Annotated in this window: 19 protein-coding genes and 1 pseudogene; 12 read left to right on the top strand and 8 right to left on the bottom strand. The window is 65.4% G+C overall.

Going from position 1 to position 19,688, the window contains the following annotated elements:
- Positions 1–62: 62 nt before the first annotated feature.
- On the top strand, positions 63–878 hold the full coding sequence (locus MXC11_RS07725; protein WP_250007291.1) for an alpha/beta fold hydrolase: 816 nt from the start codon (positions 63–65) through the stop codon (positions 876–878).
- Positions 879–1,001: 123 nt separating this feature from the next.
- Here the strand turns inward: MXC11_RS07725 and thrH are convergent, their stop codons facing one another.
- A complete protein-coding gene (gene thrH, locus MXC11_RS07720; RefSeq protein WP_250007289.1) occupies positions 1,002–1,619 on the bottom strand; it encodes a bifunctional phosphoserine phosphatase/homoserine phosphotransferase ThrH in 618 nt (205 codons plus the stop codon).
- Between the two features lie 228 nt (positions 1,620–1,847).
- On the opposite strand from thrH, the gene MXC11_RS07715 reads away from it, so the two are divergent.
- Positions 1,848–2,582 carry a phosphoadenylyl-sulfate reductase gene (locus MXC11_RS07715; RefSeq protein ID WP_250007287.1) on the top strand — a complete coding sequence of 245 codons (735 nt, stop codon included), beginning with the start codon at positions 1,848–1,850 and terminating at the stop codon, positions 2,580–2,582.
- Positions 2,583–2,650: 68 nt separating this feature from the next.
- Here the strand turns inward: MXC11_RS07715 and cysB are convergent, their stop codons facing one another.
- Together cysB and MXC11_RS07705 are read right to left on the bottom strand one after the other, a co-directional pair.
- Positions 2,651–3,625, bottom strand: a complete 975-nt coding sequence (gene cysB, locus MXC11_RS07710) for an HTH-type transcriptional regulator CysB (protein ID WP_250007285.1) — start codon at positions 3,623–3,625, stop codon at positions 2,651–2,653.
- A gap of 116 nt (positions 3,626–3,741) precedes the next feature.
- Positions 3,742–4,696: pseudogene (locus tag MXC11_RS07705) on the bottom strand (putative 2-dehydropantoate 2-reductase).
- Positions 4,697–4,943: 247 nt separating this feature from the next.
- Here MXC11_RS07705 and MXC11_RS07700 point away from each other — a divergent pair.
- Complete coding sequence (locus MXC11_RS07700) at positions 4,944–6,020, top strand: 3-deoxy-7-phosphoheptulonate synthase (protein WP_250007277.1); 1,077 nt, start codon at positions 4,944–4,946, stop codon at positions 6,018–6,020.
- A 61-nt stretch (positions 6,021–6,081) separates the two neighbouring features.
- Here the strand turns inward: MXC11_RS07700 and MXC11_RS07695 are convergent, their stop codons facing one another.
- Complete coding sequence (locus MXC11_RS07695) at positions 6,082–6,375, bottom strand: GNAT family N-acetyltransferase (protein WP_250007275.1); 294 nt, start codon at positions 6,373–6,375, stop codon at positions 6,082–6,084.
- 241 nt (positions 6,376–6,616) lie between these two features.
- Between MXC11_RS07695 and MXC11_RS07690 the strand changes: the two genes are divergently transcribed.
- Complete coding sequence (locus MXC11_RS07690; protein ID WP_250007273.1) at positions 6,617–6,868, top strand: Lpp/OprI family alanine-zipper lipoprotein; 252 nt, start codon at positions 6,617–6,619, stop codon at positions 6,866–6,868.
- 113 nt (positions 6,869–6,981) lie between these two features.
- On the opposite strand, the gene MXC11_RS07685 is transcribed toward MXC11_RS07690, so the two are convergent.
- From MXC11_RS07685 to MXC11_RS07675, 3 genes are all read right to left on the bottom strand, one after another.
- Positions 6,982–7,941 (bottom strand): L,D-transpeptidase family protein, encoded by a 960-nt coding sequence (locus MXC11_RS07685; protein ID WP_250007271.1) that lies wholly within the window; start codon positions 7,939–7,941, stop codon positions 6,982–6,984.
- A 74-nt stretch (positions 7,942–8,015) separates the two neighbouring features.
- The gene (locus MXC11_RS07680; RefSeq protein WP_250007269.1) at positions 8,016–8,297 is read right to left on the bottom strand and encodes a hypothetical protein; all 282 of its coding nucleotides are present in this window, start codon (positions 8,295–8,297) and stop codon (positions 8,016–8,018) included.
- 62 nt (positions 8,298–8,359) lie between these two features.
- Complete coding sequence (locus MXC11_RS07675) at positions 8,360–8,965, bottom strand: arylesterase (RefSeq protein ID WP_250007266.1); 606 nt, start codon at positions 8,963–8,965, stop codon at positions 8,360–8,362.
- Between the two features lie 10 nt (positions 8,966–8,975).
- Between MXC11_RS07675 and MXC11_RS07670 the strand changes: the two genes are divergently transcribed.
- From MXC11_RS07670 to greB, 3 genes are read left to right on the top strand one after another with little or no spacing between them, the layout of a single operon-like run.
- Positions 8,976–9,653 carry an ABC transporter ATP-binding protein gene (locus MXC11_RS07670; protein WP_250007264.1) on the top strand — a complete coding sequence of 226 codons (678 nt, stop codon included), beginning with the start codon at positions 8,976–8,978 and terminating at the stop codon, positions 9,651–9,653.
- Positions 9,650–12,172 carry an ABC transporter permease gene (locus MXC11_RS07665; protein WP_250007262.1) on the top strand — a complete coding sequence of 841 codons (2,523 nt, stop codon included), beginning with the start codon at positions 9,650–9,652 and terminating at the stop codon, positions 12,170–12,172. The genes MXC11_RS07670 and MXC11_RS07665 overlap by 4 nt, the downstream gene beginning before the upstream one ends.
- Positions 12,173–12,190: 18 nt before the next feature.
- Positions 12,191–12,688 (top strand): transcription elongation factor GreB, encoded by a 498-nt coding sequence (gene greB, locus MXC11_RS07660; protein WP_250007260.1) that lies wholly within the window; start codon positions 12,191–12,193, stop codon positions 12,686–12,688.
- Positions 12,689–12,719: 31 nt separating this feature from the next.
- Here the strand turns inward: greB and MXC11_RS07655 are convergent, their stop codons facing one another.
- Positions 12,720–14,102: an MltF family protein gene (locus MXC11_RS07655; RefSeq protein WP_250007258.1), complete on the bottom strand. Its 1,383-nt coding sequence runs from the start codon at positions 14,100–14,102 to the stop codon at positions 12,720–12,722.
- A 548-nt stretch (positions 14,103–14,650) separates the two neighbouring features.
- On the opposite strand from MXC11_RS07655, the gene MXC11_RS12205 reads away from it, so the two are divergent.
- The 5 genes from MXC11_RS12205 (at position 14,651) to MXC11_RS07630 (ending at position 19,511) form a co-directional block, all read left to right on the top strand.
- On the top strand, positions 14,651–15,415 hold the full coding sequence (locus MXC11_RS12205) for a 4-hydroxy-tetrahydrodipicolinate reductase (RefSeq protein ID WP_250007256.1): 765 nt from the start codon (positions 14,651–14,653) through the stop codon (positions 15,413–15,415).
- 32 nt (positions 15,416–15,447) lie between these two features.
- Positions 15,448–18,126, top strand: coding sequence for a cation-translocating P-type ATPase (locus MXC11_RS07645; protein ID WP_250007254.1), 2,679 nt, complete (start codon positions 15,448–15,450; stop codon positions 18,124–18,126).
- A gap of 224 nt (positions 18,127–18,350) precedes the next feature.
- Positions 18,351–18,890: a rhodanese-like domain-containing protein gene (locus MXC11_RS07640; RefSeq protein ID WP_250007253.1), complete on the top strand. Its 540-nt coding sequence runs from the start codon at positions 18,351–18,353 to the stop codon at positions 18,888–18,890.
- Positions 18,891–18,932: 42 nt separating this feature from the next.
- Entirely contained in the window at positions 18,933–19,121 is a 189-nt protein-coding gene (locus MXC11_RS07635) for a YgaP family membrane protein (protein WP_250007250.1), read from the top strand.
- Positions 19,122–19,130: 9 nt separating this feature from the next.
- The gene (locus MXC11_RS07630; RefSeq protein WP_250007248.1) at positions 19,131–19,511 is read left to right on the top strand and encodes a rhodanese-like domain-containing protein; all 381 of its coding nucleotides are present in this window, start codon (positions 19,131–19,133) and stop codon (positions 19,509–19,511) included.
- Positions 19,512–19,688: the final 177 nt, after the last annotated feature.

Raw genomic sequence — 19,688 nt, 5'->3', positions numbered from 1 at the left:
GCCTCGACGTCTGCTCGCGGACCTGCTATCTCAAAGAGCTGTTCACTTCGCGAGGTATCTCCATGACTTCGAGCATTGTCCATACCGATCACTGGCTCGACAGCGGGCAGGGGCGTCTGTTCGTGCGGCACTGGCAGCCGCACACAACAGCCGAGCGGCTGGCGCCGGCACCGATCGTGCTGTTTCACGATTCGCTGGGCTGCGTGGAGTTATGGCGGGATTTCCCTGAGCGGCTGTGCGCAGCCACCGGGCGGGCGGTGATTGCCTATGACCGCCTGGGGTTTGGTCGCTCCTGCCCGCATCCTGGCGGCTGGTCACGGCACTTCATGCAGGAGGAGATCGAGCGCTACTTCCCGCTGCTGTGCCAGGCGCTGGCGATCGAGCGCTTCGTCGTGATCGGCCACAGCGTCGGCGGGGCGATGGCCGTTACCTGTGCGGCGCAGCATCACGAGCGCTGCGAAGCGCTGGTGACCCTCTCAGCCATTACCTTTGTCGAAGCGCAGACCCTGACCGGGGTACGTGAGGCGCAGCAGTTCTTCCAGCACGCGGCGCAGCAGGAGCGCCTGCAGCGCTACCACGCGGACAAGGCCCCGTGGACGCTCGCCGCCTGGATCGACACCTGGCTGGACAGCACATTTGCCGACTGGAGCATCGAGCAGCAGGCCGCGGCGCTGGCCTGCCCGCTGCTGGCCGTGCATGGCGCCGAGGACGAGTACGGCACCCCCCGGCATGCCGAGCGCCTGAGCGCCCTGCCCGGCCCAGCCAGTCAGACCCTGATCCTGCCAGACTGCGGGCACTTCCCGCATCGTGAGCATCCCGAGCAGGTACTGGAAGCCATCAGGGTGTTTCTGGCTCCGCCGGGCGCGCCGGTGGCCTGAAAGGCGGCTGACCTTACCGGCCGCCTGACACTGCCCGCTAACCTGCCGCCCACCGATACAAAAAAGCCCCGGCCAATCGGCAGGGGCTTTGCAAGGCGTGCGGGCGGCTTACGCCGCGAGCGATCAGGGGCGCAGATCGCGCAGCGATGCCTTGAGGAACTCGTGCTTGAGGTCCTGGAAGGTATGCACCGCCGGGAACTGCGGGAACTCAGCAATCACATTATCCGGCGCGTGGAACAGGATGCCGGCGTGGGCCTCGCTGAGCATGGTGGTGTCGTTATAGGAGTCACCGGCGGCAATCACGCGGTAGTACAGGCTCTTCAGCGCGATCACCGACTGACGCTTGGGATCCTTCTGGCGCAGCTGATAGTCGATCACGCGATCGGTTTCGTCGGTGATCAGCTTGTGGCACAGCAGGGTCGGGAAGCCGAGCTGGCGCATCAGCGGCTGGGAGAACTCATAGAAGGTGTCGGAGAGGATCACCACCTGGAAGCGCTCGCGCAGCCAGTCGATGAACTCCACCGCGCCATCCAGCGGCTTGAGGGTGGCGATCACGTCCTGGATGTCCTTGAGCTTGAGGCCGTGCTCGTCAAGGATGCGCAGGCGCTGCTTCATCAGTACGTCATAGTCGGGAATGTCGCGGGTGGTCGCCTTGAGCGCGTCGATCCCGGTTTTTTCAGCGAAGGCAATCCAGATCTCCGGGACCAGTACACCTTCAAGATCAAGGCAGGCGATTTCCACAGCAAACTCCTCGATGAGCAGACGAAATTCGAGGCGGCACTCTAGCCGCTTGCCTGCCGGGGCGCAACGCAGCGCGTGGCGTGGCGGCTGAAAAAGCACCGGAGCCTTGCCAGTCGCTGGTCAGGCCATATAACCGAATGTGTGCCTTGGGAGCCTACTTCGTTATTTCAACGCATAAATGCCTTGCTGCTACCATCACGGCACCGCCCTGACCCTGTGGAATTGCCGATGACCCAGACCTTCGATGTTGCCGCCCTGGCGGCCGCCTACGCCGACAAGTCCCCGCAGGAGGTGCTCAAGCTCGCCTTCGAGCACTTCGGCGACGACCTGTGGATCTCCTTCAGCGGCGCCGAGGATGTGGTGCTGGTGGACATGGCCTGGAAGCTGAACAAGAACGTCCGGGTGTTCAGCCTCGACACCGGCCGCCTGCACGCGCAGACCTACCGCTTCATCGAGCAGGTCCGCGAGCACTACGGTATCGCCATCGAGGTGCTGTCGCCGGATTCGCGCCTGCTGGAGCCTCTGGTGCGCGAGAAGGGCCTGTTCAGCTTCTACAAGGACGGCCACGGCGAATGCTGCGGCATCCGCAAGATCGAGCCGCTCAAGCGCAAGCTGGCCACCGTGAGCGCCTGGGCCACCGGCCAGCGCCGCGACCAGAGCCCCGGCACGCGCAGCCAGGTGGCGGTGCTGGAGCTGGACGGCGCCTTCTCGACGCCCGACAAGCCGCTGTACAAGTTCAACCCGCTGGCCAACATGAGCAGCGCGGAAGTCTGGGGCTACATCCGCATGCTGGAGATCCCCTACAACCCGCTGCATGAGCAGGGCTATATCAGCATCGGCTGCGAGCCCTGCACGCGCCCGGTGCTGCCCAATCAGCACGAGCGCGAGGGCCGCTGGTGGTGGGAGGAAGCCACCCACAAGGAGTGTGGCCTGCATGCCGGCAACCTGATTGCCCGCAACTGACCACCCCCGTAAAGCACAAAGCCCGGCATGATCGCCGGGCCTTGTGCGCTCAAACGCTCAGCCAGCCCTCAGCAGACGGGCAGCTCGACATCCGCAAACAGCTCATCCAGCTCCGCCTTGTTGCGACACTGCACGGCATCGAGAACCCGCTCGCGGGTCAGGTGCGGGGCGAAGCGCTCGATGAAATCGAGCATGAAGCCACGCAGGAAGGTGCCACGCCGAAAACCAATGCGCGTGACGCTCGACTCGAACAGCTCGCTGGCATCGAGCACCACCAGATCCTTGTCCTGCTCCGCATCGACCGCCATGCGCGCCACTATCCCGACCCCAAGCCCCAGGCGCACATAGGTCTTGATCACGTCGGCATCAGCGGCCGTGAACACCACCCGCGGCTCCAGCCCGTGCTCCCCGAAGGCTTCATCGAGTTTGGAGCGCCCGGTAAAGCCGAACACATAGGTGACGATCGGATACTCGGCCAGCGCCGCCAGCGTGAGCTTGGGCAACTGCGCCAGCGGATGACCTTGCGGCACCACAACGCAGCGATTCCAGCGATAGCAGGGCATCATCACCAGATCACCATGGCGCTCCAGGGCTTCGGTAGCAATCGCAAAGTCCACGGTGCCATCGGCGGCCATCTCGGCAATCTGGGTCGGTGTCCCCTGATGCATGTGCAGCGCCACATCGGGGTATTGCTGAATGAAGTCACCGATCACCTGCGGCAAGGCGTAGCGGGCCTGGGTGTGGGTGGTGGCGATCGACAGGGTGCCCTTTTTCTCGTTGGAGAACTCCTGGGCGATCTGCTTGATGCTCTCGACCTTGCGCAGGATGTCCCCGGCGGTATGGATGATCCGCTCACCGGCCGGCGTGATACGGGTCAGGTGCTTGCCACTGCGGGCAAAGACCTCGACACCCAGCTCATCCTCCAGCAGGCGGATCTGCTTGCTGATCCCAGGCTGCGAGGTATAGAGACTTTGCGCCGTGGCCGAGACGTTGAGGTCGTGGTGGGCCACTTCCCAGATGTAACGCAGTTGCTGAAGTTTCATCGATCACCTCAAGACGGACGCACGGACCCGCCGTGGCAGCGGCGTCACTTATAACCAGAAAAATGCAGCACACCCGCATCTTAGACCATAAATACCGCCAAGCCGAACCCTGGATCTCAGGCAGCGCCGCGCGCCTGCAGGAAGCACAGGGCCTGATACAGCTGACGCACCCGCGGCATGTCGCAGCCCAGCGCGCTGACCGCCGCCAACGGTGCCGCGTAGATGGACTCCAGCTCCGCCGGCCGCCCCTGGGCAAAGTCGTGGTACATGCTGGGCAGGTAGTCGGGCATGCGGTCGGTGTAGGCCAGCAGCTTCTGCGCATAATGCTCGGGCAGGCGGGCACCGGCTTGCCGGGCAGCGACGATCACCTCTTCCATCAGCGCTTCCAGCAGGGCACGGCTCTCGGCCTGCTGCATCAGCGGCCGGGTGCTGGCATTGAGCAGAACCGAGACGCCGTTGTAGGGGATGTTCCACACCAACTTCTGCCAGCGCGCCGCGCTCAGGTCGTTGAGGACACTGGAGTCGATGCCCGCCTCACGCAGCCAGCCAACGCCCTGCTCCAGCAGCGCCTGCCGCTCGGCCGCACTGGCCGGGCCACTGTGATAACCCAGGTTGCAGACACCCTGGGACTGGTGCACCACTACCCCCGGTGCCTCGCGATGGGCGCAGATGAAGCACAGCCCCCCCCAAAAGATGCAGACTCTCCGGCAGCAGCGGGCGCAGCGTATCCTCCACTCCCAGCCCGTTCTGCAGTAGCACCACCTTGGCCCCCGGAGCAGCGGCCTGCACGATCAGCGGAGCCAGCTCGCTGTTGGAGGTGCTCTTGGCACCGACCAGCAGCCAGTCGCAGGGCGGCATCTCGGCCACATCCTGCCAGGCCTGCACGCTGGGCAGGTGCAGCTCACCGAGCTCAGCATGCCGCACCGTCAGGCCCTGCTCACGCACCGCGGCGTACTCGCTGCGCAGCAAAAAATGCACCTCAAAACCGGCACGCGCCAGCATCAGACCGTAGTAGCCACCAATGGCGCCGGTGCCGATGACACCGATGCGCGGACGATAGGAAGAATTCATTCAACCTGCTCCTGTCATGAATCAGCGCGCACTATCGACCGCAGACCGGGCAACGGCAAGCACTGCTCCGCCACGGCGTGCGTTGATCGCACAACAACCCGATACCGGTCGGCTAAGGCCGTGATCGAAAGTCTTTATTGTGAAGGGCAAGGCGGAAAGGGTAAGGTTCCGCCATCCCGTTATCCCCCTGCCGCGCACCGCCACGGGCCCGATTGGCGGCCGGCTTCAAGGAACTGCGAGTAACACGATGGCTGATTTACCGATCAATGATCTCAACATTGCCTCCAACGAGGCGCTGATCACGCCCGAGCAGCTGAAACAGGAAATGCCGCTCACCGAGTCGGCCATGCACACGGTCAGTCATGGTCGCCAGGTGGTACGCGACATCCTCGACGGCAAGGATCACCGCCTGTTCGTGGTGATCGGTCCCTGCTCGATTCACGACATCAAGGCAGCCCACGAGTACGCCGAGCGCCTCAAGGTGCTGGCGGCCGAAGTCGCCGATACGCTGTTCCTGGTGATGCGTGTGTACTTCGAGAAGCCGCGCACCACGGTGGGCTGGAAAGGCCTGATCAACGATCCGTACATGGATGACTCCTTCAAGATCCAGGATGGCCTGCATATCGGCCGCCAGCTGCTCTGCGATCTGGCCGAGATGGGCCTGCCGACCGCCACCGAGGCGCTGGACCCGATTTCCCCGCAGTACCTGCAGGATCTGATCAGCTGGTCGGCGATCGGCGCGCGCACCACCGAATCCCAGACCCACCGCGAAATGGCCTCGGGCCTGTCCTCGGCGGTCGGCTTCAAGAATGGCACCGACGGTAGCCTGACCGTGGCGATCAATGCGCTGCAGTCGGTATCCAGTCCGCACCGCTTCCTTGGCATCAACCAGCTGGGCCAGGTGTCGATCGTCACCACCAAAGGCAACCAGTACGGTCATGTGGTGCTGCGCGGCGGCAACGGCAAGCCCAACTATGATTCGGTCAGCGTGGCACTGTGCGAGCAGGAACTGGCCAAGGCCAAGATCCCCGCCAACATCATGGTCGACTGCAGCCACGCCAACTCCAACAAGGATCCGGCCCTGCAGCCGCTGGTGATGGATAACGTCGCCAACCAGATCCTCGAAGGCAATACCTCGATCATCGGTCTGATGGTGGAAAGCCACCTGAACTGGGGCAATCAGCCGATTCCGGGCAACCTGTGCGATCTGCAGTACGGCGTGTCGGTCACCGATGCCTGCATCGACTGGGCGACGACCGAGAAGTCGATCCGCGGCATGCGCGACAAGCTCAAGGATGTGCTGCCGCGTCGCCAGCGCGGCTGAGTCAACAGCGCGCAGATACAAGAAGGCCGAGCCATTTGCCCGGCCTTTTCGTGTGCAGCGCTTACTGCGCAGGCGCGGCCGGGCGACGCGCTCGACGCTCCATGTAGCGCTCGACGTAAGAGCAGGAGGCCAGCACCGTGTAGCCCTGCGCCTCGGCAAACAGCAGCGCCGCCTCAGCCAGCTCAGCCGCCACGCCCCGCCCGCGCAGCGCTTCAGGTACAAAGGTGCGGTAGATATCGATGGTCTGACGCCCCAGATCCATATACGACAGACACGCCTGGTGGCCATCGACCACCCGCGTGAACTGCTTGGTCGCAGGATCGTGCTGGACTTCACTGACTGCGGTCACTTTCATCACTCCCCTAAAAAACTGGCACCCGCCCCAGCGGGCCTGTCGTCCAGAAAGCTAACAGAGCCGGCCCCGCCCTGTCCAAAATCACGTGGCAGCGGGCAGAACGGCCTCGATCTGCAAAAAAACCCACTTCTGCCACCTTGGGCAGATTTACTTGGCTAGAGTTATAGGTACCATGTGCGCCAGTCAGTTTCCCGACTCGGGAGATTGCCGCAATGGATCAATGACCTTAAAGGGGAATCCGATGAATACTGTCCTGAAAGCCTCCGCCCTGACCCTGGCTGCCCTGCTGGCTGTCGGCTGCTCCAGCGTTTCCAAGGAAACCGAAGCTCGCCTGACCGCGACCGAAGACGCCGCTGCCCGCGCCCAGGCTCGTGCTGACGAAGCCTACCGCAAGGCTGACGAAGCGCTGACTGCTGCCCAGAAGGCTCAGCAGACCGCTGACGAAGCCAACGAGCGCGCCCTGCGCATGCTGGAAAAAGCCAGCCGCAAGTAACAGATCTCGTATCTGGCATTTGCGAAACCGGCTCCCTTGGGAGCCGGTTTTTTTGTGCCTCTACTCTGGCCAGCCAGTGTTTCAGACCGGCTGTTGCTGCGCACGCCAACGGCTCAGGGCTGTATGGCGTCCGCTACCAGCTCTCGCGGCTGGGCAATCTCCACCGGCATGCCGTATTCGGCGGCGGCCGCCTCGCGCACCACATCCCAGTCCAGTTGCAGCGTCTGCTCCTGCAGCGCTTGATGCTTGAGCAGCGTGTTGACCACCTGGGCATGCCGATCGACGATCGACAGCTCGCCGGTATCGCTCAGCGGTGCATGGGCCTCGAAATAGAGGCTGCCCTGACTGATCCCGAACTTGTACGGCTCATTGATGATCCGCACCTTGGTACCCACCGGCGCCAGACGCGCCAGCTCCAGCACATTGTGGTTGAGCATGCGGAAGCAGCCGTGGCTGACGCGCATACCGATGCCAAACTTCTTGTTGGAGCCGTGGATCAGGTAACCCGGCGTGCCCAGCGAAAACTTGAACGGCCCGAGCGGATTATCCGGGCCCGGCGGGAAGACCGCCGGCAGGATATCGCCCTCAGCAGCGTGCTCCTCGCGGATCGACTTAGGCGGCGTCCAGGTCGGATTTGGGAACTTGCCGGTGATGGTGGTGTTGGCAATCGGCGAGTTCCAGCCCTCCCGGCCGATCCCCAGCGGGAAGGTGTGCACCACATTCTCCCCAGGCGGGAAGTAATAGAGCCGGTACTCGGCCAGATTGATGACGATGCCCTCGCGCGGCCCCGGCGGCAGGATGTAGCGGGTCGGCAAGGTGATCTCCACTCCCTCCCCCGGCAGCCACGGATCGATACCGGGATTGGCCGCCACCATTTCCAGATAGCCCATATCGTTGGCGCTGGCGATATCGGCAAAGGTGTCCTCGTACTTGGCCGTGATCACCCGTACCTCACCCACCACATCCTCGCCCGGTGGCGGCAGCGGCAGGGTAAGCGCAGCCGCCGGCGCCGCCAGCGACAGGGCAGCCAGGGTGGCCAGCAAAGGTCGAACGACAAAGGTGCGCGGTAGCATCAGGGCATCCTGTGGGGGTCGAAATTGGTCAGAAAGTGTACACCGCCGGCCGAGCTGCGGTCAGCCGCTGCGACTCAGCGCAATGGCCAGTCACGCGGCAGGCCGTGCCGCTCGGCGCGCAGACGCTGCAGGCACACCGAACACAGGCGATGATCCTTGAGGATTTGCCGGTCGAGATCGCGCCAGTGAGGACGCGCCGGGAGCAGACTGCCGCACAGCGTATGATCGCCCGCATCCTCCAGCTCCAACTGACGGGCCACCAGATGCAGGCGCACCTCCTGACAGGCGAACAGATCCAGCTGCTCACCGGGCATCAGCAGGCGATAGGCATAAAGCGACCAGGCATGGCGAGACATCAGGGAGGGGCTCCGGAGCAGCGGCGCGCAACCTTAGCCGAAAGCCCCGAAGCGGAAAAGCCTCACAGCAGCGGCGCCAGCACCGGCCAGGCATTTTCCAGCAGGTAAGGCTGGGCGGCGGCGTTGGGATGGATGCCATCGGCCTGCATCAGGGCCGGATTCCCCCCCACGCCCTCGAGGAAAAACGGCACCAGCGGCACCTGCTGCGCGCGGGCCACCTCGGCAAACACTGCGGCAAATCCCGCTGTGTAGCGCTGACCGTAATTGGGCGGCAACTGCATGCCGAGCAGCACCACCTGCGCGCCCGCGGTGCGCGCCTGTTCCACCATGCCGGCAAGATTTCGTTGCAATTGCTCAAGCGGCTGTCCACGCAGGCCATCGTTGCCGCCTAGCTCGATCAGCACCAGCTGCGGGGCGTGGCGCGTGAGCAGCCCCGGCAGCCGCGAACGCCCGCCACCACTGGTCTCGCCGCTGCGCGAGGCATTCACCACCTGCCAGTGCGGCGCCTGTTCGCGCAGGCGCTGCTCAAGGAGATGCACCCAGCCCTGGCGCGTTTCCAGGCCGAAAGCCGCGCTGATACTATCGCCGACAACCAGCAAGGTCCCGGCCAGCGCCTGCGGCACCAGCAGCAGCCACAGCAGTCCGGCCATCAGCCACTTCACAGCCATCGGATTCTCCATGCCAGCCAGCATTCTCGTTGCGCGCAACCTTAGCAAAGTGGTCCCGGCCCCGGAAGGCGCCCTGACCATTCTTGACGATCTGTCCCTGGAACTGCAGCAAGGCGAGTCATTGGCCATCGTCGGCCGCTCTGGTTCGGGCAAATCCACCCTGCTGGGCCTCTTGGCCGGGCTCGATAGCCCGAGCAGTGGCTCGGTCGAGCTGGCCGGCCAGGCGCTGGAGAGGCTGGACGAGGATCAACGTGCCAGGCTGCGCGCCGAGCAGGTCGGCTTTGTCTTTCAGTCCTTTCAACTACTCGACAGCCTGACCGCGCTGGAAAACGTCATGCTGCCGCTGGAGCTTGAGGGCCGGCGTGACGCCCGGCAACGCGCCAAGGAGCTGCTGGAGCGGGTCGGCTTGGGCCAGCGCACCGGGCACTACCCGCGCCAGCTCTCCGGTGGCGAGCAGCAGCGGGTGGCCATCGCCCGGGCGTTTGCCGGCGAGCCACAGCTGCTGTTTGCCGACGAGCCGACCGGTAACCTGGACAGCCAGACCGGCGAGCGCATCACCGAACTGCTGTTCAGCCTCAACCGCGAGCAAGGCACCACCCTGGTGCTGGTGACCCATGACGCCCGACTGGCCGCGCGCTGCGCACAACAGCTGCGTCTGGAATCGGGCCGCCGGGTGGTGGAGGCATGAACGGGCGCCGGGGGTTATCCGCCTGGGCGCTGCTGGCGCTGGCCGGGCGGCAGCTGCGCCGCGAGGCGCGCGCCGGTGAGCTGCGGGTCCTGTTCTTCGCGCTGCTGATCGCGGTGGCCGCCAGCAGCGCCATTGCGCATTTCACCGAGCGCCTCAACGGCGCGATGCTGCTGCGCGCCGGCGAGTTTCTGGCTGCTGATCTGGTGCTGCGCGGCAGCACCCCGGCGCGGGCCGAACAGCTGGAGAGTGCCGAACGCCTTGGCCTGCAGCATGCCCGCAGCGTCGAGTTCTCCAGCGTGATCGCCAGCGACAGCGGCCTGCAGCTGGCCAGCGTCAAGGCCGTCGACGACGCCTACCCGCTGCGCGGACAACTGCGCAGCGCCGCCGCGCCCTTTGCCGAGGAACAGCCCGGCGGGCGCCCGGCCCCCGGTGAAGCCTGGGCCGAAGCCCGCCTGCTGATCGCCCTGAATCTTGCGATCGGTGATCAGGTGGAAGTCGGCCGCCACCGTGTCCGCCTGACCCGTGTACTGACCTATGAGCCAGACCGCGCCGGCAACCTGGCCAGCTTCACGCCGCGCCTTTTGATCCATTACGACGATCTGGCCGCCACCGCCGTGGTGCAGCCGGGCAGCCGGGTCACCTGGCGTGACCTGTGGCGCGGCGACAGCAACGCCCTGGCGGCCCATCGCGCGGCCCTGCGTGACCAGCTCGCCCCGCAGCAGCGCCTGCTCGATGCCCGGGAGGACAATCAGCAGGTCGGCGGTGCCCTGCAGCGCGCCGAGCGCTATCTGGGCCTGGCCAGCCTGGCGGCCGTGCTGCTGGCCGGGGTGGCGGTGGCGCTGTCCGCCAACCGCTTCGCCACCCGGCGCTACGATCTGGCCGCGATGCTGCGCTGCTTTGGCCTGAGTCGCCGTGCAGCGCTGCAACTGTTCACCCTGCAGATCCTGCTGCTGGCCCTGCTGGCCAGCCTGAGCGGCGTGCTGCTCGGTGGTCTGGCGCAGTGGGGACTGTTCGCTCTGCTGGGCGAGCTGTTGCCCGCCGAATTGCCCGCCCCGGGCTGGCGGCCGGCGCTGCTGGGCGTCGCGGTCGGTCTGGTGGCGCTGAGCGGCTTTGCCCTGCCGCCGCTCGCCGCGCTGGGGCGGGTCTCCCCGCTGCGGGTGCTGCGTCGGGATCTGGCCCCGCTGCCTCTCTCCAGCCTCTTGGTGCAGGGCGCTGCCCTGCTGGCGCTGGGGGCGATCATGTGGTGGCTGAGTCTGGATCTGACCCTGACCCTGGCGCTGCTCGGCGGCGGCCTGCTGGCGGCGCTGCTGCTGGGCGGGCTGTGGCTTTTAGTGCTGCGCAGCCTGCGGCGGCTGCTGGCCGGTGCCGGGCTGGCCTGGCGACTGGGTCTTGGCCAGTTGCTGCGCCATCCGCTGGCCGCCGCTGGGCAGTCGCTGGCCTTTGGCCTGATCCTGCTGGCCATGGCGGTGGTACTGCTGCTGCGCAGTGAGCTGCTGGACGACTGGCAGGCCCAGCTGGCCAGCGATGCGCCCAATCACTTCGCCCTCAATATCGCCAGCGACGAGCGTGAGGCCTTCACTACACAACTGGTGGCCCTTGGCGTGAGCCGTGCGCCGCTGTACCCGGTGGCACCGGGGCGCCTGATCAGCATCAACGGTGCCGATGTCCAACCTGACGACCCGGTTGAGCCCGGTGATTCTCGTGGCCAGCGCGCGCTGCGCCGTGACCTCAACCTGACCTGGAGCGCAGAGCCGGGCAGCGCCAGCCGGGTGATCGAGGGTCAGTGGTGGGAGGCCCTGCCTGCCGGATACGGCCCGGCGGTCTCGGTCGAGGCTGGGCTGGCGGCGAGTCTCGGGGTTGGGATCGGCGATCGGCTGGGCTTTGATATCGGCGGCCAGCGCCTGGAAGCGCGGGTCAGCAGCCTGCGCAGCGTCGACTGGAACAGCCTGCAGCCCAACTTCTTCATGATCCTCAACCCGGCCAGCCGCGAGGAAATTGCGGTCACCTGGCTGACCAGCTTCCACCTGCCCGAGGGCCAGGATGCCGCACTGGTGGCACTGGCCCGTCAGTTCCCGACCGTCACCCTGCTGCCGATTGGCGCGCTGCTGGAGCAGCTGCGCAGCATTCTGGCGCAAGTGAGCCTGGCGGTGGAGTATGTGCTGCTGTTCGTGCTGGCAGCCGGGCTGGCCGTCCTGTTCGCGGCGCTACAGGCCACCCTGGATGAGCGCCTGCGTCAGGGCGCCCTGCTGCGCGCGCTGGGGGCAGAGCGCCGGCTGCTGCAGCAAGCGCGGCTCGGTGAATTTACCGTGCTCGGCGCCAGCAGCGGCTTGCTGGCAGCGCTGGGCTGCGAGCTGGTCACCGCACTGCTCTATCGCCGGGTGCTGGATCTGCCCTGGCAACCGCACCCCGAACTGCTCCTGCTGCTGCCTTTGGGCGCCCTGCTGGTCGGTGCGGCCGGGCTGTTTGGCACCCGCCGCGTGCTGCGCAGCAGTCCGCTGAGTGTCTTACGTGAATCCTGAGTGCAAGGAATCCTGCGCATGAGTCGCTACCGTCCACCCCGCACCGCCGGCACCGCCCTGATCACCCCCGAAGGCGAGGCCCGCCTGCGCGCCGAGCTGCGCGAGCTGTGGCAGGTGCGCCGCCCGCAGGTGACCCAGGCGGTCAGTGAAGCAGCAGCCCAGGGCGATCGCTCGGAGAATGCGGAGTACACCTACGGCAAGAAGATGCTGCGAGAAATCGACAGCCGGGTGCGCTTTCTGCGCAAGCGCCTTGAACAGCTCAAGGTGGTGCATGAGCGCCCCGCCGATACGCAGCGGGTCTACTTTGGCGCCTGGGTCACGCTGGAGGATGAACAGGGTGAGGAGGCGCGCTACCGGCTGGTCGGCACCGATGAGCTGGATCTCAAGACTGGCCTGATCAGCATCGACTCCCCGCTGGCTCGCGCGCTGCTCGGCAAACCGCTGGATGCCGAGGTCCGGGTGCAGACGCCGGCCGGTGAGCGGCTCTGGTACCTGACCGCCATCGAGTATCCCTGACGCCCACGCGTCGGTACTGGGCGCGCCGGCGTCAGGGCTCCAGACGGTAGCGCTCGCGGCTGTAGATCAGCTGGTACTTGTTGATGCTGCTGACGTAGCTGACCACCCCCATCCCGTGCCGCTCCGCCGCCACCCGCTCGACCTGAAAGAACCACTGATACGGGTTAAGCCCGCGCCGACGCGCCTCGGCGCGCAACTGCTGCACCCGCTGCGGCCCCAGGTTGTAGGCTGCCAGCATAAAAGCCATGCGCTCGCGCTCGTTGAACTGGCTGCCGGAGAAAAAGCGCTCGCGCAGTCTGACCAGATAGCGACTGGCGGCCAGCACATTGCCCTCAAGGCTGGCCGGATGACTCACCCCGACGCTGCGCGCCGTGGCCGGACTGACCTGCATCAGCCCGGTGACACCACCCCGGCCACGGGCCGCCGGATTGAGGGTCGATTCCTTGTAGGCCAGCGCTGCCAGCCACAGCCAGTCCAGCTGCTGCGCCTTGGCGTGGCGTAGCAGCGTGGCGCGCACCCGCTGCAGACGCTGCAGCTCGGTGCGGCCCAGCGGGTTATGCACCTTGTACAGACGCCGATAGGTGCGCAAAAACGTTGCCTCCTGATCGGCACTCGCCCGGTAGCCGCGCAAAAACTGATCGACCGCCGCACGCAGGGCCGGCGCCTTGCGGTGCATGAACCAGTAGAGATCCTGTCCCTCGCTCAGGCGCAGATGCTCGTCGATGCGCAGGCGCGGCCAGACGCGCGCAAAGCGCCGGGCAATCGGCAGCTCTACGGCGGTCATCGACAGCACACCCGCCTGCACCAGCTCCAGCACATCCTCGACCGCTAGGCTTGGGTCCTGCCAGTCGGCAACCAGCGGGCGCTTCAGCGTGGCGTTGAGTGTCTGCAGCGCACCGCGCGCCGCGCTGCCGGCGGGCAGGGCCAGGCTGCGGCCGGCCAGTTGCTCCAGATGCGCCAGACGCGGTGCGCCCCGGCGGGTGACGATCACCAGCGGCACCTCGCGCTCCACGGGCCGACTGGTGGCAACCTGCTGATCGCGGCGCACCGCCAGCAATTCTCCCGGGGCCACCAGATCACCTTCGCCCCGCAGCAGCGCCGCCAGCAACTGCTCCTTGGGTCTTGGCACCAGCACCAGACGGATCTGCCGATCATCGGCGGACTGACGGTTGAGCTGCTGCACCAGCGCCCGCAGGCGGGGGTACTCGCTGCCCAGCATGCCCTCGCGGGTCACGCCGGCGCTGTGGCGGCTCTGGTTGATCAGCACCCGCAGCTGGCCACTGGCGCGAATCGCCGCCAGATCGCGCCCGGCTGCCGCCTGACGCACCTCCAAAGGCCCGGCCAACCGGGCCTCCAGCGGCGCCGCCAGAACGCCCAGCCACAACCCCAGCAGCACAAGGCCGCACCGCCGCATATCAGCAAGATTCAGCAGTGATCGGCGGCGAAAAAGAGCGGAAAAAATCAGCATGCAGTACCGGGGCCAGCGCTCGCAGGGGGATCGACAAGGCGGCTACCTTGCAGCCCACCCCTCGCCCCGTCAATGGAGGCCACGCGATTGTGTGGCCCAGTTGACCACGGCAAACCCCGTGTCTGTGTCACCGGCAAGGCCGTGAATCACCGCGTACAGCCGGTACGCGGCATCGGTTTTGTTGCTGGATATTACCGACCGCTCAGAGCGCCACAGCGCCCGGCTCACGGGCGCTGGAGACCTCTCCACAGTACCCCAGGGGGTACTAAAAGAAGGGGACACCCGCCGCCTGCTGCATGGACGCTGTCATCAACACTGGGTTAAGTTCGCTCCGCGAGTGTTGTGCCCGATGAGCGATCCGGAGGGCATCCACCGACATAAAGCAGGCAACATCCGGCAAAGCCAGGCCATCCTGGTAGCGCCCGGCCACCTGCATCCATTCGGGAGAACCTGCACATTCGGACTACAACAACCAGAACTCCGAGGGTAACAAAGTGAACGTTGGACTCATTGGCTTCGGGCGCACCGGCAAATCGGTCGCCTCCGTCCTGCTCGAAAGCAGCGACACCCGTCTGGAATGGGTGATCCGCGGCTCAGCCAACCCCGAGCAAAAAACCGCCGCCGAATGCCTTGGCATCGTCTCGAACAACCCGGCACGCATCTTCGGTCGTCACGACCTTTCGATGACACAACTGCTGGATCGCCACCCGGTCGATGTGATCATCGACTTCTCCTGCTGCGATGGACTGGAGCTGTATGCCGAGGAAGCCGCCCGGCGCGGCATCGCCATCATCAGCGCCATCTCCCAATACCCCGAGGAGCGGATCGCGCAGCTACAGGCCCTGGGTGCACACACCCGTATTCTCTGGTCCCCGAACATCACCCTGGGGATCAACTTCCTGATCCTGGCGGCCAAGATCCTCAAGCAGATCGCCCCGGATGCGGACATCGAAATTATCGAGGAACACTTTGCCAACAAGCCGGAAACCTCCGGCACCGCCAAGGTCATTGCCGAATCGCTCGACAAGCCATGCGATGAAATCAAGTCGATTCGCGCCGGCGGGATCGTCGGGCGCCACGAAATCCTCTTCGGCTTCCCCAACCAGACGGTACGCCTGAGCCATGAGTCGATCGCCCGTGAGGCCTTCGGCAACGGCGTGCTGTTCGCGGCGCAAAACCTGCTACAAAAGGACCATGGTTTCTACAGCATGCAGGATCTGCTGGAGCCCTACTTCTTCGAGCGCAGCGTCGCAGGGTAGCCACCTCGCTCGGCACACGGAGTCGTGTCCGGATGTCCACCCCTACCCCCTGGCATGCCCATGCGGCGCAGCACTGTCTGACGCAACTGGATAGCGACTACAGTGGCCTCAGCGCCGAGCAGGCCGAGCAGCGCCTGCAACAGCACGGCGCCAATCGTCTGCCCGAGGCGCCCGGCAAGGGCTGGCTGCAACGCTTGCTGCTGCAGTTCCATAACCTGCTGATCTATGTCCTGCTGGGCTGCGCGGTACTGGTTGCCGCCCTCGGCGAATGGCTGGACAGCGCGGTGATCCTTGGCGTGGTGCTGATCAATGCCGGGGTGGGCTTCATCCAAGAGGGCAAGGCCGAGCAGGCCATGCGCTCGATTCGGCGTCTGCTCAGCCTCGAATGCCGGGTGCGTCGTAACGGCCTGCTGCAGAACCTGCCGGCTGAAGCTCTGGTGCCGGGGGACATCATCCTGCTGGAAGCGGGCGATCGGGTGCCAGCGGATCTGCGCCTTTTGGAGTGTCGCGAGCTGCGGATCGATGAGGCGATGCTGACCGGCGAATCCCTGCCCGCCGGCAAATCCTGCGCCGCGGTGCCGGCCGAGGCCAGCCTGGGTGACCGGCTCTGCATGGCCTATTCCGGCACCCTGGTCAGTGCCGGCAGCGGCACGGGCGTGGTGGTAGCCACCGGCAGCGCCACTGAACTCGGGCGAATCAGCCACCTGCTTGGGCAGGTGGAAAGCCTGCTGACACCGCTGCTGGCCGACATGCAGCGCTTCGCCCGCCAGTTGACTCTGATCATTCTGGGCCTCGCCCTCTTGACCTTCGCCGTTGGCGTGCTGTGGCGCGGCTACTCGCCGGACGAGATGCTGATGGCCGCGGTTGGCCTTGCCGTGGCGGCGATTCCCGAGGGGCTGCCCGCGGTGCTGACCATCGTGCTGGCACTGGGCGCGCAGCGCATGGCCCGGCATCGCGCCATCATCCGGCGCCTGCCTGCGGTGGAAAGCCTAGGGGCGGTGACGGTGATCTGCTCGGACAAGACCGGCACCCTGACCCGCAACGAGATGACCGTGCAGCGGGTCTTCACGACCCACGGCGATTACCACGTTGAGGGCGTCGGTTACGCACCGTGCGGCACGCTGCGCCTGAACGGAGCGGCGTGTGATCCGCAGCAGCATCCCGATCTGTTGGAGCTGGCGCGCGCCGGACTGCTGGCCAACCACGCCAGCCTGCTGCCGGGCAGCGAGGGCTGGCAGATCAGTGGCGATCCGACCGAAGCCGCACTGCTGACCCTGGCCGGCAAGCTCGGCTTTGATACCGCCCATGAGCAGGCCCGCCTGCCGCGCCTGGATGCCATCCCCTTCAGCCCCGAGCTGCGCCTCACGGCCAGCCTGCATCACGACCACGCCGGGCACGGGCTGATCTATCTGTTTGGTGCGCCGGAGCGACTGCTCGAGCTGTGTAATCGCCAGTGGGAGGATAGCCATGCCAAACCGCTGGATCTGCGCCACTGGCACCGCCGGCTGGAGGAAGGTGCCCGTGACGGCCTGCGCATGATCGGGGTTGCAATGCGCCCCCTCGCAGCGCCGCAGAACCTGCTCGACTACGCGGACCTTCAGGGGGATTTCATCCTGCTCGGTCTGGTCGGCATGCTCGACCCGCCGCGCGAGGAGGCGATCCGCGCGATTAGCGACTGCCGCCGCGCGGGCATCGCCGTAAAAATGATCACGGGCGACCATGCCGCCACGGCCCAGGTGATCGCCGAGCGCCTGGAGTTAGCCGCTGGTACAGCGCTGACCGGTGCTGACCTTGATCGTCTGAGTGATGCCGAACTGGATAGCCGCCTGGCCAGCACCTCGGTCTTTGCCCGCACCAGTCCGGCGCACAAGCTACGCCTGGTCGAACGCCTGCAGGCTAGCGGCGCACGGGTGGCGATGACCGGCGATGGGGTCAATGATGCCCCGGCCCTCAAGCGCGCCGATATTGGCATCGCCATGGGCATCAAGGGCACGGAAGCCGCCAAGGAAGCTGCGCAGATGGTGCTGGCCGACGACAACTTCGCCACCCTCGCCCATGCCGTGGCCGAGGGGCGTGCGGTCTACGACAACCTGAAGAAATCGATTCTGTTCATCCTGCCCACCAACGGCGGTGAGGCGCTGGTGCTGCTGATGGCCATTGCCCTGGGCCTGACCCTGCCGATCAGCCCGCTGCAGATTCTCTGGGTCAACATGCTCACGGCGGTAACCCTGTCGCTGGCGCTGGCCTTCGAGCCGGCCGAAGGCGATCTGATGCGCCAGCCTCCCCGCGATCCAGCAGCCCCCCTGCTGTCGTCCTGGGTGCTGTGGCGGGTCCTGTTCGTCTCACTGCTGCTGACGGCGGTCAGCCTTGGCCTGTTCCTGTATGCCGAGGCCCAGGGCCTGCCGCTGGAGTTGTGCCGCACCCTGGCAGTCAATGCCCTGGTCGCTGGTGAGATCGGCTATCTGTTCTGTGCAAGGCGTCTGAATGCTCCGGCCGCCTTTGGCCTGCGCGACAACCCGCTGGTCTGGGGTATGGTCGTGCTGGTGCTGTGCCTGCAACTGGCCTTCACCCACTGGGCACCGCTGCAGGCGCTCTTTAACACCCAGGCGCTGGATCTTCTGGGCTGGAGCTGGGTCGCCGGTTGCGGGTTGCTGGTGTTGGTGCTGGGCGAGCTGGAAAAGCGCCTGCTGAGTCGCGCTGCCCAGCGCTGACACACCGAACACCGCCTGATGCCCCGCAGCGCCTATCCTGTACCGGGAGGAGGTGGCGATGGGGGTTAGCCGTCACCTCTTATTAATAATTGGTCTATACATATTCCAAAAATCGCAATAGGCTAGACGCGCGAAAATACCCCCACCCGTATAAAGGCTGCGCATGCCCCGCCTCGATCCAGACCGAGCCCGGCAGCCTTTGATCACCGCAAGGAGCGTTCGCCGTGAAACATCTGCTACTCGCCGCCACCCTGAGCCTCTGCAGCCTTACGGCGCAGGCCGTGGAGATTGCCGTCACCGCCGAGGAAGTCCACACACGCATCACGCAGCAGGACAGCAATGTGCTGTTCGTTGATGTGCGCGATCCGGTCGAAATCATGTTCGTCGGCTTCACCGATGCCGTGCATACCAATGTGCCCTATCTGCTGGTCGATCGCCGGGCCTGGGATGAGCAGCGCGGCACTTACCAGGTCAACCAGAATCCACGCTTTCTTGACGAGATCCGCGCCGAGCTGAACAAGCGCGATCTGGATGAAAACACCGAAATCATCACCCTGTGCCGCTCCGGCAGTGAGCGTGGCGAGCCGAGCGCGGCCTTTCTGCGCGCCAATGGCTTCCCCAATGCCCGCTATGTGATCGCCGGCTTCCAGGGCGCCGCCCTCAAGGAAGGGCCGCAGGCCGGCATGCGTCTGCAAAACGGCTGGCAGAACAGCGACTTGCCGTGGAGCCCGAAAATGAATCCGCAGAAGATGTATCGCCCCTGAAGGGCATGCACTGCACCGTCCACCCGATAGAGGTAGAGCGTCATGCAAAAGAATGTTGGTGGTATCGACAAGATCGCGCGCGTCCTGATTGGCCTTGTGCTGATCATCTGGGCATTGGCTGGCGGCCCGGTCTGGGCCTGGATCGGCGTCATGCCGCTGGCCACCGGCCTACTCGGCTGGTGCCCGGCCTATACCCTGTTCGGCTTCAAGACCTGCAAGCTCAAGCGCTGAGAGGCGATCATGAAAAATGCCCATGATCTGGTTGTAGCAGCCAAGAGCCGTATCACGGAAATCGCGCTGGAAGAGGCTGACGAGGCGATCCGCCAGGCCGATGTGCTGATCGATGTGCGGGAAGCCGACGAGTTTCAGGCGGGCCACCTGGCGGGTGCAATCAATATCCCGCGCGGCTTGCTGGAGTTTCGCCTGAGCAACATGCCGGAGCTCAGCGCCCGCGACCTGTCGATCATCCTCTACTGCAAGACCAGCGGCCGCGCCGCTCTGGCCGCTTGCAGCCTGCTGGAGATGGGCTACCTGCAGGTGCGCTCGATCAGCGGCGGTGTCGATGCCTGGGAAGCTGCCGGCAAGCCGTTGGTCAAACCGCAACTGCCCAGCTTTGAGTGATTGCGGGATGGCCCCGACCCCTTGGGGCCATACCTGCACCTAATCGCCTTAATAGCTAAAAGTTTTATACATATTAATCCGGCAATAAGATAGAGCATAATCAGTATTTTCAAAATGACCAACGATGCACGCAGCCTCAGCCCCCTGGAACAGCGCGAAAAGCGCGCCACTGCCCTT

This window comes from Pseudomonas eutrophicaquae (assembly GCF_023544715.1).
Taxonomy (GTDB): domain Bacteria; phylum Pseudomonadota; class Gammaproteobacteria; order Pseudomonadales; family Pseudomonadaceae; genus Geopseudomonas.
Note: the sequence above shows the minus strand (reverse complement) of the source record. Positions and strands in the feature narration are given on the sequence as shown.

Excerpts from the sequence above, each read along its gene's own strand:
- MXC11_RS07685 (WP_250007271.1), bottom strand. The coding sequence starts at position 7,941 with ATGCTACCGCGCACCTTTGTCGTTCGACCTTTGCTGGCCACCCTGGCT.
- MXC11_RS07665 (WP_250007262.1), top strand. The coding sequence starts at position 9,650 with ATGAACGGGCGCCGGGGGTTATCCGCCTGGGCGCTGCTGGCGCTGGCC.
- MXC11_RS07700 (WP_250007277.1), top strand. The coding sequence starts at position 4,944 with ATGGCTGATTTACCGATCAATGATCTCAACATTGCCTCCAACGAGGCG.
- MXC11_RS07725 (WP_250007291.1), top strand. The coding sequence starts at position 63 with ATGACTTCGAGCATTGTCCATACCGATCACTGGCTCGACAGCGGGCAG.
- greB (WP_250007260.1), top strand. The coding sequence starts at position 12,191 with ATGAGTCGCTACCGTCCACCCCGCACCGCCGGCACCGCCCTGATCACC.
- MXC11_RS07675 (WP_250007266.1), bottom strand. The coding sequence starts at position 8,965 with ATGGCTGTGAAGTGGCTGATGGCCGGACTGCTGTGGCTGCTGCTGGTG.
- MXC11_RS07670 (WP_250007264.1), top strand. The coding sequence starts at position 8,976 with ATGCCAGCCAGCATTCTCGTTGCGCGCAACCTTAGCAAAGTGGTCCCG.
- MXC11_RS07635 (WP_250007250.1), top strand. The coding sequence starts at position 18,933 with ATGCAAAAGAATGTTGGTGGTATCGACAAGATCGCGCGCGTCCTGATT.
- MXC11_RS07690 (WP_250007273.1), top strand. The coding sequence starts at position 6,617 with ATGAATACTGTCCTGAAAGCCTCCGCCCTGACCCTGGCTGCCCTGCTG.
- MXC11_RS07695 (WP_250007275.1), bottom strand. The coding sequence starts at position 6,375 with ATGAAAGTGACCGCAGTCAGTGAAGTCCAGCACGATCCTGCGACCAAG.
- MXC11_RS07715 (WP_250007287.1), top strand. The coding sequence starts at position 1,848 with ATGACCCAGACCTTCGATGTTGCCGCCCTGGCGGCCGCCTACGCCGAC.
- MXC11_RS07655 (WP_250007258.1), bottom strand. The coding sequence starts at position 14,102 with ATGCGGCGGTGCGGCCTTGTGCTGCTGGGGTTGTGGCTGGGCGTTCTG.
- MXC11_RS07680 (WP_250007269.1), bottom strand. The coding sequence starts at position 8,297 with ATGTCTCGCCATGCCTGGTCGCTTTATGCCTATCGCCTGCTGATGCCC.
- MXC11_RS07630 (WP_250007248.1), top strand. The coding sequence starts at position 19,131 with ATGAAAAATGCCCATGATCTGGTTGTAGCAGCCAAGAGCCGTATCACG.
- cysB (WP_250007285.1), bottom strand. The coding sequence starts at position 3,625 with ATGAAACTTCAGCAACTGCGTTACATCTGGGAAGTGGCCCACCACGAC.
- MXC11_RS07645 (WP_250007254.1), top strand. The coding sequence starts at position 15,448 with ATGTCCACCCCTACCCCCTGGCATGCCCATGCGGCGCAGCACTGTCTG.